14 protein-coding genes, 1 tRNA gene and 3 riboswitches are annotated in these 17,056 nt (G+C 72.4%); of the genes, 2 read left to right on the plus strand and 13 right to left on the minus strand.

Annotation, left to right across the window (positions count from 1 at the left end; genetic code table 11):
• Window positions 1-19 precede the first annotated feature (19 nt).
• Window positions 20-253 carry a CbtB-domain containing protein gene (locus Q1V71_RS12620; protein WP_300644173.1) on the minus strand — a complete coding sequence of 78 codons (234 nt, stop codon included), beginning with the start codon at window positions 251-253 and terminating at the stop codon, window positions 20-22.
• Window position 254: 1 nt separating this feature from the next.
• Window positions 255-400, minus strand: a riboswitch (adenosylcobalamin (AdoCbl) riboswitch).
• A 38-nt stretch (window positions 401-438) separates the two neighbouring features.
• A riboswitch (cobalamin riboswitch) is annotated at window positions 439-629 on the plus strand.
• A 24-nt stretch (window positions 630-653) separates the two neighbouring features.
• On the opposite strand from Q1V71_RS12620, the gene Q1V71_RS12625 reads away from it, so the two are divergent.
• Window positions 654-1,343, plus strand: coding sequence for a (2Fe-2S) ferredoxin domain-containing protein (locus Q1V71_RS12625; protein ID WP_300644174.1), 690 nt, complete (start codon window positions 654-656; stop codon window positions 1,341-1,343).
• A 17-nt stretch (window positions 1,344-1,360) separates the two neighbouring features.
• On the opposite strand, the gene Q1V71_RS12630 is transcribed toward Q1V71_RS12625, so the two are convergent.
• From Q1V71_RS12630 to Q1V71_RS12650, 5 genes are read right to left on the minus strand one after another with little or no spacing between them, the layout of a single operon-like run.
• Window positions 1,361-2,332 carry a cobalamin biosynthesis protein gene (locus Q1V71_RS12630; RefSeq protein ID WP_300644175.1) on the minus strand — a complete coding sequence of 324 codons (972 nt, stop codon included), beginning with the start codon at window positions 2,330-2,332 and terminating at the stop codon, window positions 1,361-1,363.
• Window positions 2,329-4,788 carry a cobyrinate a,c-diamide synthase gene (locus Q1V71_RS12635; RefSeq protein ID WP_300644176.1) on the minus strand — a complete coding sequence of 820 codons (2,460 nt, stop codon included), beginning with the start codon at window positions 4,786-4,788 and terminating at the stop codon, window positions 2,329-2,331. The genes Q1V71_RS12630 and Q1V71_RS12635 overlap by 4 nt, the downstream gene beginning before the upstream one ends.
• A gap of 2 nt (window positions 4,789-4,790) precedes the next feature.
• Complete coding sequence (gene cobO, locus Q1V71_RS12640) at window positions 4,791-5,405, minus strand: cob(I)yrinic acid a,c-diamide adenosyltransferase (RefSeq protein ID WP_300644177.1); 615 nt, start codon at window positions 5,403-5,405, stop codon at window positions 4,791-4,793.
• Window positions 5,405-6,178 carry a uroporphyrinogen-III C-methyltransferase gene (gene cobA / locus Q1V71_RS12645; RefSeq protein ID WP_300644178.1) on the minus strand — a complete coding sequence of 258 codons (774 nt, stop codon included), beginning with the start codon at window positions 6,176-6,178 and terminating at the stop codon, window positions 5,405-5,407. Before cobA ends, cobO begins: the two co-directional genes overlap by 1 nt.
• Window positions 6,178-8,289, minus strand: a complete 2,112-nt coding sequence (locus Q1V71_RS12650) for a magnesium chelatase subunit D family protein (protein ID WP_300644179.1) — start codon at window positions 8,287-8,289, stop codon at window positions 6,178-6,180. The genes cobA and Q1V71_RS12650 overlap by 1 nt, the downstream gene beginning before the upstream one ends.
• Before the next feature lie 23 nt (window positions 8,290-8,312).
• A riboswitch (cobalamin riboswitch) is annotated at window positions 8,313-8,489 on the minus strand.
• A gap of 51 nt (window positions 8,490-8,540) precedes the next feature.
• Here Q1V71_RS12650 and cbiE point away from each other — a divergent pair.
• The gene (gene cbiE, locus Q1V71_RS12655) at window positions 8,541-9,740 is read left to right on the plus strand and encodes a precorrin-6y C5,15-methyltransferase (decarboxylating) subunit CbiE (RefSeq protein ID WP_300644180.1); all 1,200 of its coding nucleotides are present in this window, start codon (window positions 8,541-8,543) and stop codon (window positions 9,738-9,740) included.
• A 203-nt stretch (window positions 9,741-9,943) separates the two neighbouring features.
• Here the strand turns inward: cbiE and Q1V71_RS12660 are convergent.
• The 7 genes from Q1V71_RS12660 to dusB all read right to left on the minus strand — a co-directional run bounded on the left by Q1V71_RS12660 (window position 9,944) and on the right by dusB (window position 17,024).
• Window positions 9,944-10,016, minus strand: a tRNA-Asn gene (locus Q1V71_RS12660).
• Between the two features lie 65 nt (window positions 10,017-10,081).
• Window positions 10,082-10,597, minus strand: a complete 516-nt coding sequence (locus tag Q1V71_RS12665; RefSeq protein WP_300644181.1) for a hypothetical protein — start codon at window positions 10,595-10,597, stop codon at window positions 10,082-10,084.
• Window positions 10,597-12,510, minus strand: coding sequence for a DNA primase (gene dnaG, locus Q1V71_RS12670; RefSeq protein WP_300644182.1), 1,914 nt, complete (start codon window positions 12,508-12,510; stop codon window positions 10,597-10,599). The genes Q1V71_RS12665 and dnaG overlap by 1 nt, the downstream gene beginning before the upstream one ends.
• 30 nt (window positions 12,511-12,540) lie before the next feature.
• The gene (locus Q1V71_RS12675; protein WP_300644183.1) at window positions 12,541-13,470 is read right to left on the minus strand and encodes a 2-hydroxyacid dehydrogenase; all 930 of its coding nucleotides are present in this window, start codon (window positions 13,468-13,470) and stop codon (window positions 12,541-12,543) included.
• Between the two features lie 10 nt (window positions 13,471-13,480).
• Entirely contained in the window at window positions 13,481-14,719 is a 1,239-nt protein-coding gene (locus Q1V71_RS12680; RefSeq protein WP_300644184.1) for a deoxyguanosinetriphosphate triphosphohydrolase, read from the minus strand.
• Between the two features lie 59 nt (window positions 14,720-14,778).
• Complete coding sequence (locus Q1V71_RS12685; RefSeq protein WP_300644185.1) at window positions 14,779-15,675, minus strand: hypothetical protein; 897 nt, start codon at window positions 15,673-15,675, stop codon at window positions 14,779-14,781.
• Between the two features lie 194 nt (window positions 15,676-15,869).
• Window positions 15,870-17,024, minus strand: coding sequence for a tRNA dihydrouridine synthase DusB (gene dusB / locus Q1V71_RS12690; protein ID WP_300644186.1), 1,155 nt, complete (start codon window positions 17,022-17,024; stop codon window positions 15,870-15,872).
• Window positions 17,025-17,056: the final 32 nt, after the last annotated feature.

The raw sequence follows: 17,056 nt of genomic DNA on the forward strand, positions 1-17,056 counted from the left end.
CCCGGTTCCTGCGACAGAGTCAGTGGCAGGGGTAGCCGAGCAGGTGACGACCGTCGTGGACCCACTCGTGGATCGCGCTGCCGGCGAAGAGAGAGACGGCGCCCTGGTCGGTGCTGACGAAGAAGACGACCAGGACCGCGAGCAGTCCGGCGAACAGGGCCCAGGGGGCGAGCTCGCGCAGGTCGACCGTCGGGATCTCGACGGCGGGAATGGCCGTGGCGCCGGAAAGCGGTGCGGCAACAGAGTGCGACATGTTTCCTCCTCAGGGTTCTGCGCCCTGGTGATGTGGGAATGGACGAACGCCTGGGTCTGACTTCACCGACTGACGTCGGTGTCACAGCAGCGCGACTGTGCCGGATTCACACCGGCTTCCATGGCGTTCGCTCGCGACAGCGTACGACGTGGAGCGCCCCGGTCCAGCGCCGCCCCACGGACTGGTACGTTGCGTGTCGCCGTGGTGCACGGGAAGCCGGTGGAAGACCGGCGCGGCCCTCGCCACTGTGAGCGCGGAGCTGCGCGACCTCGTCGGTGCTGAGGCACCGAGGCCACTGGACCGGCAGGTCCGGGAAGGCCCGTCGGGCAGTGTGGATGCGCGAGCCAGGAGACCGGCCACGGCGTGTTCACATCCACGAGGTGCCTGGAGAACAAGCCCGATGACCACCCACGTCCTGGTGGGCACGTCGCCCGCCGACGCCACCCGCCACGCCGAGCTCGTGACGACCGCCGGGCAGCTGGGAGCCGACCTGGCCTTCCTGCAGCTGGCCTCCCCCTCCCTCGGGGAGGTCCTGGACCGGCTCGCCGCCCGGCGCGAGACCTCGGTGACCCTCGTCGGGGTCTCGAGCGGGCTGGGTGGGCCGGGCGTCTCCTGGCTGCGCCGGATCGCGGCTGACTGGTGGCGCTCGTACGGCGACGGCGCGCCTGAGGTCCGTACGGCCCCCGCGTTCATGGACGACGTCCGGGAGTGGAAGGCGCTGGTCGACCTGGCCCGACCCGTCACCCTCGGCGGAGCCGGGCTGACGTCAGCGGCGTGGGAGGACGTCCCCGAGCACCGTCACCAGGTGCTGGTCTGTCGTGGTCCCAGGTGCACCGTCCGGGGCGCGGAGGACAGCTGGAAGGCGTTGGTGCTGGGTCTGATGCGGGCAGGTCAGGGGGACGACGACGTCCTCGTCACGCAGACCGGGTGCCAGTTCCCCTGCAACCACGCACCGGTCGTCGCCGTGCAGCCCGACGACGTCTGGTACGGCCGCGTGGACGAGGCTGCGGCCGACGAGATCGTGGCCACGCACCTCGTAGGCGGCACCCCCGTGGAACGTCTGCGGTTGCCGCGACGTCGTCGGGCCTGAGCCCGCCTCGCGTTCCCCTACCGGACGGGGTTCGGTCGCACGGCGCGCAGGAGCCCACCCGCGGCGGCGGCCAGCGCTGAGGCAGCCAGTGCGGCGACGGTTCCGACGTGGGTGGCGAGCCCGGTGGCTCGTACGACGACGTCCGGGGCGGGCGGGGGCCCGTCCCCCATGGTGGGTCGGTGCTCGACGCGGTCGCCGTACCGGTTGGTCCCTCCCAGGGTGATGCCGAGGGCGCCGGCGAAGGCGGACTCTACGACGCCGCCGTTGGGGCTCGGGTGTCCTGCGGCGTCGCGCCGCCACACAGCCAGGGCGGCGGTTGCCTGTCGAGGCCGCGCGACCAGCACGGCCAGGCCTGCCAGTCGCGACCCGGGCAGGTTGACCAGGTCGTCGAGGCGGGCCGACGCCCACCCGAAGTTCTCGTACCGGGGGTTGCGGTAACCGACCATCGCGTCCAGGGTGTTGGCCGCCCGGTGGGCCAGGAGGCCCGGGATGCCTGCGATGGCACCCCAGACGAGCGGTGCGGTGACGGCGTCGGAGGTGTTCTCGGCGACCGACTCGACCACGGCCCGGGTGATCTCGCCCGACAAGAGCGTGGTCGTGTCGCGCCCCACCAGGTAGGTGAGGCGGTGCCGTGCCCCGGCGAGGTCGTCGGCGGCGAGGAACTCGTGTACGGCCAGGGCTTCGCGCTCCAGGCTGCGACCGCCCAGGACCGTCCAGGTCGCGGCGGCGGTGACCGCGGTGTGCGCCAGGGGACGCTCGCGGGTGGCGCGTTCGAGGGGGGCCCCGAGGGCAGCGCTGGCACCGACGAGCACCGACGTGTACAGCACGCCGCGGGCCCGCGAGTCGGCGTACAGGCTTCGTTCGAGGCGGGTGGCGAGGGTGCCGAAGCTGGCGACGGGGTGGCCGCGGCGTGGGTCGCCCAGGAGCCGGTCGGCGGCGAAGCCGAGCAGGAGTCCTGCGGCTCTCGTCGCCCCGCGCGGAGAGTTCATGCGCCGATCGCGGCCGGGGTGCCAGCCCGTACGTCGTCGAGGGCGCGGAGCAGGTCGGTGACTGTCTTGGGCGGTCGCACCGCGATCCTGACCCAGGTGGCGTCGAGCCCCGGGAACGTGTCGGCGCGGCGCACCGCGACACCGTGGTCGCGCAGCGCCTCACGGGTGCCACGGCCCAGACGCGCCAGCACGAAGGAGGTCTGGGAGCCCAGCACCTCGTACCCGCGTCCGGTGAGGGCCGCGACGAGGTGGGCACGCCACTGCGCAATGCGTTCGGCGCGCCTGGCCGCCTCCATGGACGCCTCGCCGGAGCAGCAAGCCACCGCGGCCGTGATCGCCGGCGCGGAGACCGACCAGGGCACCTGCCGGGCGGCGAGGGCGGCGACGGCGCGTTCGTTGCCGAGCACGTAGCCCGCCCGGATACCCGGGATCGACCAGTGCTTCGTGAGGCTGCGTACGACCAGGAGCCCTCGGCGCCGGTCGGTGGCGAGCGAGTTTCCAGTGTCGGTCACGGCGTCCATGAACGCCTCGTCGACGACGACGACCCGCTTGGGACGGCGCAGCTTGAGGATCTCCTCGGCCGGGTGGAGCACGCCGGTGGGGTTGGTGGGGTTGCCCACGACCACCAGGTCGGCGTCCTCGGGCACGGCCGACGCGTCGAGGCGGTAGCCGTCCTCGGGCCGGCAGCTGACGACGGTGACCTGGTGGCCTGCGCGTTCGAGCGCCGCGTGGGGTTCGGTGAACTGGGGGTGCACCACGACGGGGCGCCGCCACGGCTTCCACCGGGCGATCAGCTCGAACGCCTCGGCGGCCCCCGAGGTCACGAGCACCTCGTCGGCACGTCGGTGGTGGAGCTCGGCGATCGCGTCGCGGGCCGGTGTCACGTCCGGGTACGTGGTCGACTGCTCGATGCCGTCACGCAGCGCAGCCTCCAGCCACGAGGGCCTGGGCTCGGGGTGGACGTTGACGGCGAAGTCGATCAGGCCACGTCCGGTCTCGACGTCGCCGTGGTGGAGCAGCGGCTCCGCGACGGGCTCGTCCGGCCGCGGGCAGGGAACGACGGAGGGGCGGGGCGTGGGTGCGGTGACCGGGGTGGCGCAGGACGCCGCGTGCGCGAGACGTTCGGCCATCACCGGGTGCCCGGCCCAGTGGGTGTGGAGGTAGGAGGCGTGGAGCGTGGGGGTGGCGACACCGATCAGCTCCCCGTCGACCTGCCACGCGGGGGCCCAGCCGCGGGCGGGGGCCGTCAGGGTCGTGCGGTGGAACTCGTGCCCGCGGACGCGTTCACCGGCGCGGGTGAGCAGGTTGTCCCCGGCGGCGACGGCTTCGGGGTACCGCAGCGTCAGCCGCTGCGACATCGCGGCACCGGTCCTGATGACGCCGGCCATGGAAGAGCCGTCGAGGTCGTCGAGGAGATAGAGCAGTCCCGCACACTCCGCCACCGTCGGAAGCCCCGCGCGTACGGCCTCACGCACCTGTTCGAGCAACGCGCGGTTCCGGGCGAGTTGCTGCACGTGCATCTCGGGGAAGCCACCTCCGAGCAGCAACGCGCTGGTCCCTTCGGGGAGCGAGCGGTCCCGCAGGGGGTCGAACGGCACGACCGTGCAACCCGCGGCCCGCAGCAGTTCCTCGGTCTCCTGGTAGGCGAACGTGAAGGCGCGTCCCCCGGCGACGGCGACCACCGGCGACCTTCCCTCCACGGGACGCACCTCACGGCGAGGGTCCCACGCGTTGTCGGTGAGGTCGGATGCCTGACGTGCCACCTCGAGCACGGCGTCGAGGTCGACGTGCCGGGCGACCTGTTCGCCGAGGCGGGAGACGACCTCGGCGGACTCGTGCCGCTCCCCCGCCGGCACCAGGCCGAGGTGTCGCGACGGTGAGGAGATCGTTTCGTCCCGAGGAACCACACCCAGCACCGGAAGGCGCAGGCTTCGTTGCACCTCGGCGACGTTGCGTGCGGAACCGGCTCGGTTGAGGATCACGCCGACCACGTCGACCTCGGGGTCGTAGGCCGCCATGCCCGCGACGACGGCCCCCACGGAGCGCGACATCCGGGCGATGTCCACGACCAGCACGACGGGGGTGCGCGTCAGCTTCGCGACGTGCGCCGTCGAGGCGAAGCCGTCGGTGCCGATGCGCCCGTCATGCAGGCCCATCACGCCCTCGATCACTGCGACGTCGGCGCCACGTGCGCCGTGCAGCAGCAACGGGGCGATGCGCTCCTCTCCCACCAGGTGCGGGTCGAGGTTGCGTCCTGGACGTCCGGCCGCCAAAGCGTGGTAGCCGGGGTCGATGTAGTCAGGGCCGACCTTGTGACCCGAGACCTCGAGTCCACGGGCCCGCAGGGCGGCCATCAACCCGGTGGAGATGGTGGTCTTTCCCTGACCGGTCGACGGGGCTGCCAGGACGACGCGCGGCAGCAGAGTGGGCGTGATCGACGACTCGGGGTCGGGCACCGTCACCATTCGATTCCCCGTTGGCCCTTCTGGCCGGCGTCCATCGGGTGCTTGATCTTGCCCATCTCCGTGACCAGGTCGGCGACCTCGATCAGCGCGGGGGCTGCCCGACGGCCGGTGACGACGACGTGCTGGCGTCCGGGCCGATCCCGCAGGGTGGTGACAACGTCGTCGAGGTCGACCCAGCCCCAGGCGATGGGGTACGTGAACTCGTCAAGCACGTAGAGGTCGTGGGTCTCGGCGGCCAGACGCCGCTTGATCTCCTGCCAGCCCTCAGCGGCGGTGCGGGCGTGGTCCTCGACGTCGCCCTGCTTCTTGGTCCACGACCACCCGGCCCCCATCTTGTGCCACTCGACCGGGCCACCCTCACCGGTCTCGTCGTGGAGGCGACCCAGCCGTTCGAGGACGGTCTGCTCGCCGATGCGCCACTTGGCGGACTTCACGAACTGGAAGACTCCGACGTTCCAGCCCTGGTTCCAGCCCCTGATGGAGAGGCCGAAGGCAGCGGTGGACTTCCCCTTGCCGTCTCCGGTGTGCACCATCAGCAGGGGGCGGTTGCGCCGCTGGCGAGTGGTGAGACCGTCGTCGGGGACGGTGAGCGGCTGGCCTTGGGGCATCAGATGACCTCTTCGAATGCGGGGGCGTCGGTGACGGCGGCGAACGACGCCACCTCGCCGATGACGGTGATGGCGGGCGGTTCGACGTGGGCGGCGCGGTCGGCGATCTCCGCGACCGCGGCCAGCACGACCTGCTGGTCCGGGTACCCCCCACGGGCGACGATGGCAGCCGGCGTGGCCGGGTCCAGGCCGTTGTCCACGAGGGCCGCGGTGATCGCGGGCAGGGTGGCGACGCCCATGAGAACCACCAGGGTCGTGCCGGAGCGGGCAAGAGCGGCGTAGTCGATCGTCGAGGCGGGGTGACCGGGAGGCACATGTCCGGAGACGACGCTGAAGCCCTGGACGAGTCCCCGGTGGGTGACGGGGATGCCGCCCAGCGCCGGGACGGCGACGGACGAGGTGACCCCGGGAATCACCCGTACCGGAACTCCGGCCTCAGCGCAGGCCTGGAGCTCCTCCATCCCGCGGCCGAACACGAACCCGTCGCCGCCCTTGAGTCGGACGACGCGGCGCCCGACGCGAGCGTGCTCCACCAGGAGCTCGTTGATGCGTTCCTGTGGAGTGAAGGCTCCGCGCGGCAGCTTGGCGACGTCGATGATCTGGGCCTGCGGGGACGCCCAGGCCCCCGCTTCTGCGGGGGCGAGGTGGTCGACCAGCAGGACGTCTGCCTGCTCGACGGCGGCGCGTCCGGCAACCGTCATCAGGCCGACGTCGCCGGGGCCGCCGCCGACCAGCGCGACTGTGCCCGGCAACAGAGGGGCCAGCGAACTCATCAGGCAACTCGCCCGTTCACGACGTCGACCAGACCGGCTGCGCTGACCCTCGCCATGGGGACGTGCTCAGCACTCAGGTGTGCGGCGAGCGTCTGGGCGAGTCCGAGCCGTAGCGGTCCTTCCTCGCAGTCGATGACGACACTGGGGACCCGCATTGCCGCGACGTGGCCTGCCGCAAGCCTGGACCGTTCGACGGCGTCCGCTCCGAGGGTGGCGCGACCGTCGGTGACGACCACGAGGAGCGGTCGCAGTCGCACGTCCCGGAGCCTCTCGCGCCGTACGACGTCCGCAGCGGTCAGCAACCCTTCGGCCAGGGGGGTGCGTCCCCCGGCGGGGAGGTCGTCGAGCAGCGCAGCGGCGACCTCGACGGAAGCCGTGGGCGGGAGCGTCAGGGCGGCTTCGGCGCCGCGGAAGCTGACCATGGCCACCTTGTCCCGGCGTCGGTACGCGTCGGTCAGCAGCGAGAGGATCGCCGTCTTCACCTGCGCCATCCGGCGTCGCGCGGCCATCGACCCGGAGGCGTCGACACAGAACAGGAGGAGGTTGGCCTCGCGCCCCTCGCGCACGGCGGTACGCAGGTCGGCCACCTCGAAGGAGAAGCGGGTGGAGCCCTGAGCAGGCCCTTCTGAGGCGTGCCGCTCGGCGGCGGCACGGAGGGTCTCGACCAGGTGGAGCGCGCCTGCTCCACGCCCCGGGGCCGCACCGACTCGGCGGCCATTCGAGCTGAGCGCCCGGCTGCGACGTCCCGGCGTCCCCTGTCCAACGCCGTCGACGGTGAAGAGGCGTGGGCGGTAGGCGTCTCCTGCCCTCACCGTGCTGGACTTGCCGTCACCGGTGGACTGCGGCAGTGCCGGTGGGGCCGGCGGGGTCTTCTCGGCGACCACGTCTTCGGTCTGGTCAGCGCTCGCCGGCTCGGGCACGTCGCCCTGCGTGTCGACCGGTGCACCGTCGGCCTCTGAACCGTCTGCACCGGAGGCATCGGTCTGCGCCGCAGGGTCCTGCCCCGCGTCGGACGGGGCTTCCGGTCCGTCAGTGGAATCCGTGGGTCCGTCTGGTTCGGGGGGCTCTGGCAGCTCGTCGTCACCGAGGAGCTCGTCGAGCAGCGTCTCGTCCAGGCCGGGGGCGTCGAACGGGTTGCGGCGACGGCGGTGCGGAAGTGCGAGGAGGGCGGCGGCGCGGACGTCCGCCCGTGTGACGAACCCGCGGCCAGCCCACGCGGCGTGCGCCACGGCGGTACGGGCGGTGACGATGTCGGCACGAAGACCATCGACCTCGAAGGCCGCGCACACCTCGGCGATCTTCAGCAGAGCCGCGTCTCCGAGGGTGACCTCGTCGAGCTGGGCGCGGGCCGCCTCGATGCGGTGGGTGAGCGCCTCCTGCCGGCCCGCGTACGCAGCGGTGAACGCGCCCGGGTCGCGGTCGAACGCGAGACGGCGACGCACCACCTCGACGCGCAGGGCGGGATCACGCGGAGCGGCCACCTCGACGGTGAGGCCGAACCGGTCGAGCAGTTGGGGGCGCAGCTCGCCCTCCTCGGGGTTCATCGTGCCGATCAGCACGAACCGGGCGCTGTGACCCACCGAGACTCCGTCCCGCTCCACGGTGACCTGGCCGGTGGCGGCGGCGTCGAGCATGAGGTCGACGAGGTGGTCATGCAGCAAATTGACCTCGTCGACGTAGAGGACGCCACGGTGGGCGCGGGCCAGAAGCCCCGGCTCGAACTCGACAGCGCCGGCGGTGAGCGCCTTCTCCAGGTTGAGCGAGCCGAGCACCCGGTCCTCGGTGGCGCCGACGGGCAGTTCCACCAGCCGCACCGGGCGGCTCACGACGGCACCCGTATCGGCGTCCAGGTCGGGCGAGGTCGCCTCGGGGTCGTGCGGGTCCGCGGAGAATCGGTCACCGTCACGAACGTCGATCCACGGCAGCACGTCGGCCAGGCCGCGGACCGTCGTCGACTTGGCGGTGCCCTTCTCGCCGCGGACCAGGACGCCGCCGATCTGGGGGCTGATCGAGGTCAGGACCAGCGCGAGGCCCATGGCGTCGAGGCCGGAGGCGGTCGTCGGGTCGTACTCGCAGCCGACGACGGCAGAAAATGGGTACTTCAGTGGCACGTTGAGGCTCCCGCTCGTAGGCCATGGATGGCTAGACGCGAGGCCGGTCTTCGGACTTGCCGGGTCACTCCTGACGGAGTGCTCGACTCACCGCAGCGGGCCTGTGCCGGACTCTCACCGGCTTCCCAGATTCTCCCCTTTGCTGGTTCCACCGTTTCCGATGGCTGGCGCGCAGGGGCACCTCACGTGTTGCGCTGACGATAGCCTCCCGACTCGTGGATGACAGGACACCCCCTCCCGGTGGACAGCTCGTGACGGTGATCGGGGTGGGTGCAGACGGGACGTTCGAGCCCGCGGCGGAAGCGCTCCTGCGGGAGGCGGACGTCGTCCTCGGTGGCCGACGCCATCTCGACCTCGTGGCCGCAGTGCCGGGACAGGAACGACGCCCGTGGCCCTCCCCGCTGTTGCCCTCGATGCCGGACTTGCTCGCCGAACTGCAGGGGCGTCGAGTGGTGGCCCTGGCCTCCGGCGACCCGATGGTCTCGGGCATCGGCACGACGCTGGTCCGTACCCTCGGCGCGGATGCCGTCCGGGTCGTCCCGGCGGTGTCGTCCGTGGCCTTGGCGCGAGCGCGTATGCGCTGGTCAGCCGAGGAATCCGTGGTCGTCACACTGGTCGGTCGTCACGAGGCACGGGTGCTGCGGGAGGTCGCTCCGGGGCGACGGATCCTAGTGCTGACGTCGAGCGCCGAGACCCCGGCGATCGTCGGTGAGCTGCTGACGGAGACCGGTCATCCGGACGCTGCGATCACCCTGCTCAGTGACCTCGGGAGTGACGTCGAGTCGCGGTCCGTGAAGACCGCCCAGGAGTGGGCCCGGGTGACCGCCGCGGACGTGCCGGCGCTGCACGTGCTGGCAATCGAGATCCCCGCGGACGCTGAGCCCTGGCGCTCGTCTTGGGTGGCGGGACTGCCCGACCACGTCTTCGACAACGACGGCCAGCTCACCAAGCGTGACCTGAGGGCCTCGGCCTTGGCTCGCCTCTCCCCCGGGCCTGGTCAGCACCTCTGGGACGTGGGCGCAGGGGCCGGCTCGGTGGGTATTGAGTGGATGCGTGCGCACCCCACCTGTCGTACGACGGCGGTGGAGGCGGATGCTGAGCGCGCAGCCCGGGTAGCGCGCAACGCGACCCGTCTGGGCGTGCCAGACCTACGTGTGGTCGAGGGCCGCGCCCCCGACGCCCTCGCGGGCCTCCAGGCTGCGGACGCGATCTTCATCGGCGGCGGAGCCACCCGACCCGGAGTCTTGGACGCCTGCATCGGCGCGTTAGGTCCGGGTGGGCGACTCGTGGTGCACGGCGTGACCCTGGAGACTGAGTCCCTTCTCGCAGACGCCTACCGGACACACGGTGGCGAGCTCACCCGCCTAGCCGTGGAGACGACGCACCCTGTCGGCGCCTTCACCGGTTGGACGCCGCTACGGACCGTGACCCAGTGGAGCCTGTGCACCTGAGTCGGCTTGAGGTGCTGCACTCCGCAGCCTGTCGGCGCCGACCCGGGCTCGGTATTGGTCGAACGTCGTCTCCCACTGCATGAGGTGAGCTGAGACCTGCTCGGCAGCGGTTCTCTAGATGGTTCTTGTCGAGTAAACGTCGGATAGCCCGAACACGTAGAAGGGCCCCCCACCTGTTTGTGCAGGTGAGGGGCCCTTTTCTGCTCCCCCGGTTGGACTCGAACCAACAACCCTCCGGTTAACAGCCGAATGCTCTGCCAGTTGAGCTACAGGGGATCGCGCAGCGCGCACACAGTAGCAAGGGGCCAGGAGGCCGGTGAAATCGGGCCGGGGCCGGCGCGTCAGAGCCCGCCGAGCTGCTCGCGGGCCTGCGCCAGGGCAGCCTTCGCGACCTCGCGGACGGCAGGGTCGTGGGGGTCGACGCCCTCGTCGTACTCGTAGATCCAGTGGATCGGTGAGCCGCCGGACGGCGCCCGCCGGGCGATCACCCGCAGGCCCCGACGGCCGGTCACGGGGACGTGCCGCTGGTGCACGACCGAGGCGGTCACGCGCTCGCGAACCAGCTCCAGGAGCCGGCCGGGCTCCTCCAGCGTCCACGCGTGCTCGGGTCGGTCCTCGCCCCACGTGCCGACCTGGCTGACCCGCAGGATGCCGGTGTCGGCGTCCCAGTCGGCGGCCTCCACCTGCTCCCAGACGACCCGCAGGGTGCGGCCGTCACCCTCCCGCGCGTGCAGGGCGTCGCGGGTGCCGGCGACGACCGCGCCGTCGGTCGCGCGGGCCCAGGCCAGGACCCGCTCCCCCGGCAGGGACAGACCGTGGGGGTCGCGGTTGAACAGGCTTCTCGAGATCCGGCCCATCAGTGCGCCGCCTCCCCTGCCACGAGCTGGTCGCGCAGTCCGCGCCGGTGCTGCTCCAGGGCGGCGAGCTCGCCGAACATGCGGTTGTAGGCCTCCGGTTCCTCGACGGGGTTGGTGCGCTGCAGCCGCGACTTCACCGAGGCGATCCGGCGCGCCGAGGTCAGCTCCAGCAGCCGCAGGACGTGGTGGGTGACGTAGGCGGCGTCCGGCTGCTTGGGGGTCAGCACCGGCTCGACCGCCAGCGCGGCGACCGCCGAGGAGACCTCGGGGTCGGTGGCGGCGTCGCGCAGCCGACCCGCCCACGTCGGGTCGCCGGAGCCCTGCGCAGGACCGCCCAGCGCGGTGACCGCCTCCCACACGCCGCGGTAGACGGGGTGGGTGAAGTCGTCGGGTCCGATGTCCCCGGTGAGGCGGCCGATGCCCATGGGGTGCTGCACGACGAGCTTCAGCAGCTCGCGCTCCAGGCGGAACCGCGGGTCGAGCAGGTCGGGGACAGCCGGCCGGGCCGGGGCCGCCGCGGCCACCGCTGCGGGCGCCTGCGTGCGCGGGCCGCGCTCGGCCGGGGGGCGTGCGGCGGCCCGGCGTACCTCCGCCAGGACGGCGTTGGGGTCGACCTCCCCGCCGATGAGACGCGAGATCTCCTGGGCGAACGCGGTGATCTTGGCCTGGTCGCGCACCGAGGCCACGACCCGCGCGGCCTCGCGCATGGCGTCGATCCGGCCGTCGGCGCGGTCGAGGTCGTGCTTGCCGATGATGTTGCCGATGACGAAGCGGTACAGCGGGACCCGGCGCGCCACCAGCTCGCGCACCGCCGCCTCGCCGGTCGCGAGGTCGCCGGTGGACATCCGCAGGTCGCAGGGGTCCATGCCGGACGGCTCGACGGCGACGTAGGTCTGCGACACGAAGTTCTGGTCGCCGCCGAAGGCGCGCAGCGCAGCTTTCTGCCCGGCGGCGTCACCGTCGAAGGTGAAGATGACCTCGCCGCGGAACTCCTCGTGGTCGTGCAGGAAGCGGCGCAGCACCCGGGCGTGGTCGTCGCCGAAGGCGGTGCCGCAGGTGGCCACGGCCGTGCCGACGCCGGAGAGGTGGCAGGCCATGACGTCGGTGTAGCCCTCGACGATGACCGCCTGGCTGGTGCGCCCGATCTCGCGACGCGCCAGGTCGATGCCGTAGAGGACGTGCGACTTCTTGTAGATCGGCGTCTCGGCGGTGTTGAGGTACTTCGCCTCGATCCGGTCGTCGTCGAAGATCCGGCGCGCACCGAAGCCGATGGTCTCCCCGCTCGGCTCGCGGATCGGCCACAGCAGCCGGCCGCGGAACTTGTCGTACGGCGAACGGCCGACCGCCACCAGCCCGGCCACCGTCAGCTCCTCGACCGAGAAGCCCTTCTGCTGCAGGTGCCGGTAGAGCGCCTCCCCCGCACGCGGGGCGAACCCGATCCCGAAGGTGTCTGCCGCGGCCTTGTCGAAGCCGCGCTCGGCGAGGAACTGCCGCGCCACCAGGGCGTCGGGGCTGCCGAGTTGGTCGGCGTAGAACTCCTGGGCGTGCTTGTGCGCCTCCACCAGCCGGCCGCGCTGGGGGCCCTTGGGTCGCTCGGGGGCGTCGCCGTCCTCGCGCTGCAACGCCACCCCGGTCTTGTCGGCCAGCCGCTCGACGGCCTCGGAGAAGGACAGCGCGTCGATCTTCATCAGGAAGGTGATGACGTCGCCGCCCTCCTGGCAGCCGAAACAATGAAAGAAACCGCGACTCGGTGTCACGTGAAAAGACGGGGACTTCTCGTCGTGGAAGGGGCAGAGCCCCTTCATCGAGCCGCCGCCGGCGTTGCGCAGGGTGACGTACTGGCTCACGACCTCGTCGATCCGAGCTTTCTCGCGCACCTCGGCGATGCTGTCGTCTCGGATCCGGCCTGGCACGTCGGCGATCCTACGGGCGCGCGTGCTCGCTCAGTAGGCGCCCGTCATCTGGTTGTGGAGGGGCTCGCCCGCGGCGTAGCGACGCAGCTGCTCGCGGACGAGTCGGTGGGCACGCGGCCACATGGCCGAGGACGCGCCGCCCACGTGCGGGGAGACCAACAGGCCGGGGGCCTCCCACCACGGGCTGTCGGCGGGCAGCGGTTCGGTGTCGACGACGTCGACGGCCGCCGTGAGCCGGCCGGCGTGCAGCTCGGCAAGCAAGGCGGGGGTGTCCACCACCGGGCCGCGCGCCATGTTGACCAGCAGCGCACCGTCCCTCATCCGGGCCAGGAAAGCCGCGTCGACCAGTCCGCGGGTCTCGGGCGTGAGAGGGCAGATCAGCACCACCACGTCGGCGTCGGGCAGCAGCGCGGGCAGCTCCTCGAAGGAGTGGACGGGGCCACGCTCGTCGGTGCGCGCGGTCCGCGCCACGCGCACGACCTCGGTCTCGAACGCGAGCAGCCGCTCCTCGATGGCGCGGCCGATGGCGCCGTACCCCACGAGCAGGACCCGGCGGTCGGCGAGCGCCGGCCGCCAGCGGGTGTTCCACCGGCGGGCGTGCTGGTCGCGGACCATGCCGGGGACGTCGCGCAACGAGGCGAGGACGAGGGTCAGCGCGAGCTCGGCGGTCGAGGTGTCGTGGATGCCGCGGCCGTTGCAGAGCGTCACCCCCTCGGGCACCCGGTCACGGACGTTGTCGACGCCGGCCGAGAGCAGCTGCACCACCTCGAGCGAGGTCATCCGCGGCAGGACCTCACCCACCGCGGGCCCCATCTGGTACGGCGCCACGTAGAAGCGCACGTCGCCGACCGAGTCCGGGACGTGCACGGTCGGGTCGACGACCTCGTAGCGCAGGCCGTCGGGGACCTCGCCCAGCTCGGAGGGGTCGAAGGGCAGCCAGACCAGGGGCGAGTCGCTCACCCCGGCGAGGCTACCGACGCAGGCGCAGGGCCTCCCAGCGGGAGACGGCCGAGGCGTCCGTGAGCGAGGCGACCTGGTCGACGACCACGCGCAGCCGCGCGGGGTCGTCGGTCGCGGCGTGCCAGTCGTCGGCGAAGGGCCGGTCCAGGGCGTCGGGCCCACGGTGGGCCAGCAGCGCGACCAGCTCGCCGAGCAGCTCGCGCTGGCGGGCCAGGACGGCCAGGCGGTCCTCGGCCTGCATGACGTAGTGCGCGGCGATGCCCTTGAGCACCAGCATCTCCAGGCCGGTGCGGTGCGGGACCTGCAGGTCTGCGGCGTACCGGACGAAGGGGCCGGGCCCGGCCGCGTGGGTCGCCGCCTGCACGGCACCGCAGAAGCGGCCGATCAGGTCGCTGGTGAGGTTCTTCAGCGAACCCAGCGAGCGGCGGGTGCCGTCGTAGGCGGTCGTGGGCCAGGAGCCGACCGCCCGCAGGTCGGCCAGCACCTCGTCGAGCTCGTCGTCGGTCGCGGACACCGAGTACCACTCGCGCAGCGTCGCCCACACTGCCGGCGGGTCGATGGCGGTGAGGTCGACCCGGCCGGCCACGACGCCGTCCTCGACGTCGTGCACGGAGTACGCGACGTCGTCGGCGAGGTCCATGACCTGCGCCTCCAGGCAGCGCCGCTGGCCCCCAGGGGCACCCTGCCGCAGCCAGGTGAAGACAGGCAGGTCGTCGGCGTAGACGCCGAACTTGCCCTCGCGCGCCTGCTCGAGCGGCCAGGGGTACTTCGTGCAGGCGTCCAGGGTGGCCCGGGTCAGGTTGAGCCCCACCGAGCGCCCCTCGGCGTCGACGCTCTTGGCCTCCAGCCGGGTCAGCAGCCGCAGGGTCTGGGCGTTGCCCTCGAAGCCGCCGGCCTGCGCGGCCAGGTCCGCCAGCACCCGCTCGCCGTTGTGGCCGAAGGGCGGGTGGCCCAGGTCGTGGGCCAGTGCCGCGGTCTCGGCGATGTCGGGCAGGCTCCCCAGCGCGCGGGAGAGGTCGCGGGCGACCTGGGCGACCTCGAGGCTGTGCGTCAGCCGGTTGCGGACGAAGTCGTCGCTCTGCGGCCCGACCACCTGGGTCTTGGCGGCCAGGCGGCGCGAGGACGCCGCGTGCACGACGCGGGCCCGGTCACGCTCGAACGGGGTGCGCTCGGGGGCGTCGACCCGCTTCGGCGGCTCCGGGACCAGGCGCGCGCGGGCGTGGTCGTCGTACAGCTCCAGGGCGTCCATCGAGGCGGAGCCTAGAGGAGCGAGCCGACGACCCGGCCCGCGCGGGCCCGGCCCTTGCGTCAGTACGTCGTGACGTGGACGTGGTCGTAGTGGTTGGCCGTGACCGAGCCGCGGTCCTCCATGCCACGCCAACCTTCGCCGCTGCGCTCGACCGACCAGATGTTGCGGGCGTGGATGACGTAGGAGACGCCCAGGTCGGCGTAGTTGGCGCGGACGAACTCCGCCACCTGCCAGGCCAGGTCGCCGGAGACCATGATGTCGACCGCGATGCCCTGGGCGTGCTCACCGTCGCTGCGGAGCGTGCCATAGGTCGTGATGCTCGGGAAGTTCGCGCACACCGCGCGGTGGACCGCCGCGATGTTGGGGCTGACGCCGGAGGGCACGCTCGTGCCGTTGGTGCACGAGGCCTCCGAGGGCGCGACCTGCGCGGCCGGCTTCTCGTCGGAGAGGTAGCCCTGGGTGACCCAGCGGGCCTCGCCGTCGACGACGACCTCGTCGCGGCCGTAGAGGCTGCGGCCGGTGACGAGGACCTTCTTGCCCTCGTCGAGCACGCCGACCTTCTTGGCCTTCTCGCCGGGCTCGGTCCACAGGTTCAGCGGGGCGGTGGCCCACAGCTTCGTGTCGGCCCGCTTGATCGCCTTGGCGACGGCCTGGCGCGAGGTCACGCGCTCGAGCTTGGTCTTCTCCTGCTGGGGGGCCGAGCGGTCCGCGGTGCGGGAGACCAGCTCCTCGCGCAGGTCCGGCAGCCCGGCGGAGGCGTCGGTCCCCGCGAAGGCCTGGCGCAGGTCGGCGGCGGTGGTGCGGGCGACGGCGGTCTCACTGGCAGGGGCGTCGCTGAAGGCGACTCCCAGGGAGACCACGGAGGCGGTCGCGAACAGGGCGAGGGGGCCTGCCACGAGGATGGCTCGGGGCTTCCGGCGGGCATCGGTGTCCCGCTTGTGGCGATGATCTGCCACAGCGCTGATCCTTAGCTGTCGAGGTCGGGGGATGTGCGCGCGATTCCTGGGTACCAGGCTCGTGCGCGGTCAGTAGTGGACCACAGCCGCAAGACCGTGACCGCATCGTGACCTGGAAATGAGGGGTGTCTCTGCTCACCCGTGGTGGGCCAGGTCACACCGTACCCGGGACGCGCGGACGGAGGGGTGGCTTCTCAACCGCCGGAGTGCAGGTCCTCCTCGACCGCGCAGCCCCGGCCGTCGGCGTCGTCGAGCCAGCCCTCCGGCAGCACCACCCGCGCGCGCGGGGAGCCCTGCCGCCCGCGCGGTGTGCCGAGCTCGGAGCGCGGGAACTCCTCGTCCGGGTCCAGCTCGGCCAGCAGCGCGTCGAGGTCGGCCAGGGTGCTGACCAGGCCGAGGTCACGACGCCTCTCGCCTCCCGCGGAGAAGCCCTTGAGGTACCAGGACACGTGCTTGCGGAACTCCTTGCAGCCGCGCTCCTCCCCCATGTGCTGGCACAGCAGCTCGGCGTGCCGGCGCATCATCGCCGCGACCTCGCCGAGTCGCGGGAGCGTCGCGACCTCCTGACCGGCGAAGGCCGCGGCCAGGTCGCGGAAGAGCCAGGGGCGGCCCAGGCAGCCGCGGCCGACGACGACGCCGGCCACCCCGGTCTGCTCGACCATCCGCAGCGCGTCCGCCGCCTCCCAGATGTCACCGTTGCCGAGCACCGGGATGTCGACGGCAGCCACGAGCTCGCCGATCGCGTCCCAGTCGGCCTGCCCGGAGTAGGCCTGGGCGACGGTGCGGCCGTGCAGCGCGATCGCGGCGGCGCCGCTCTCCTGGGCGATCCGCCCGGCGTCGAGGTAGGTCAGGTGGTCCTGGTCGATGCCCTTGCGGGTCTTCATCGTCACGGGCACGTCGTAGGGCGCCGCGGCCCGCACCGCGTGCTCGAGGATCTCGGCGAGCAGCCCGCGCTTCCACGGCAACGCGCCGCCGCCGCCCTTGCGGGTCACCTTCGGGACCGGGCAGCCGAAGTTGAGGTCGATGTGGGCGACGCCGTGCTCGGCGCAGAGGATCTCGGCGGCCTTGCCGACGTGGACCGGGTCGGTGCCGTAGAGCTGCACCGAGCGCACGGTCTCCAGCTCGTCGAAGACGAGCATGTCGCGCGTGTGCTGGTCGCCCTCGACCAGGCCGCGGCTGGTGATCATCTCGCAGACGTACAGACCGGCACCCTGCTCCGCGCACAGGCGGCGGTACGCCGCGTTCGTGATGCCGGCCATCGGCGCGAGCACCACGGGGGTCGGCACGTGAAGGTTCCCGAGCGTCAGGCCGGGGTGCTGTGCGACGTCGGTGGCGGACGGGTCGTGCATGGGACCCATGGTGCGCGATGGGAGGCTGGCCC

Origin of the sequence: Nocardioides sp., assembly GCF_030149505.1 — a bacterium.
Lineage (GTDB): Bacteria > Actinomycetota > Actinomycetes > Propionibacteriales > Nocardioidaceae > Nocardioides.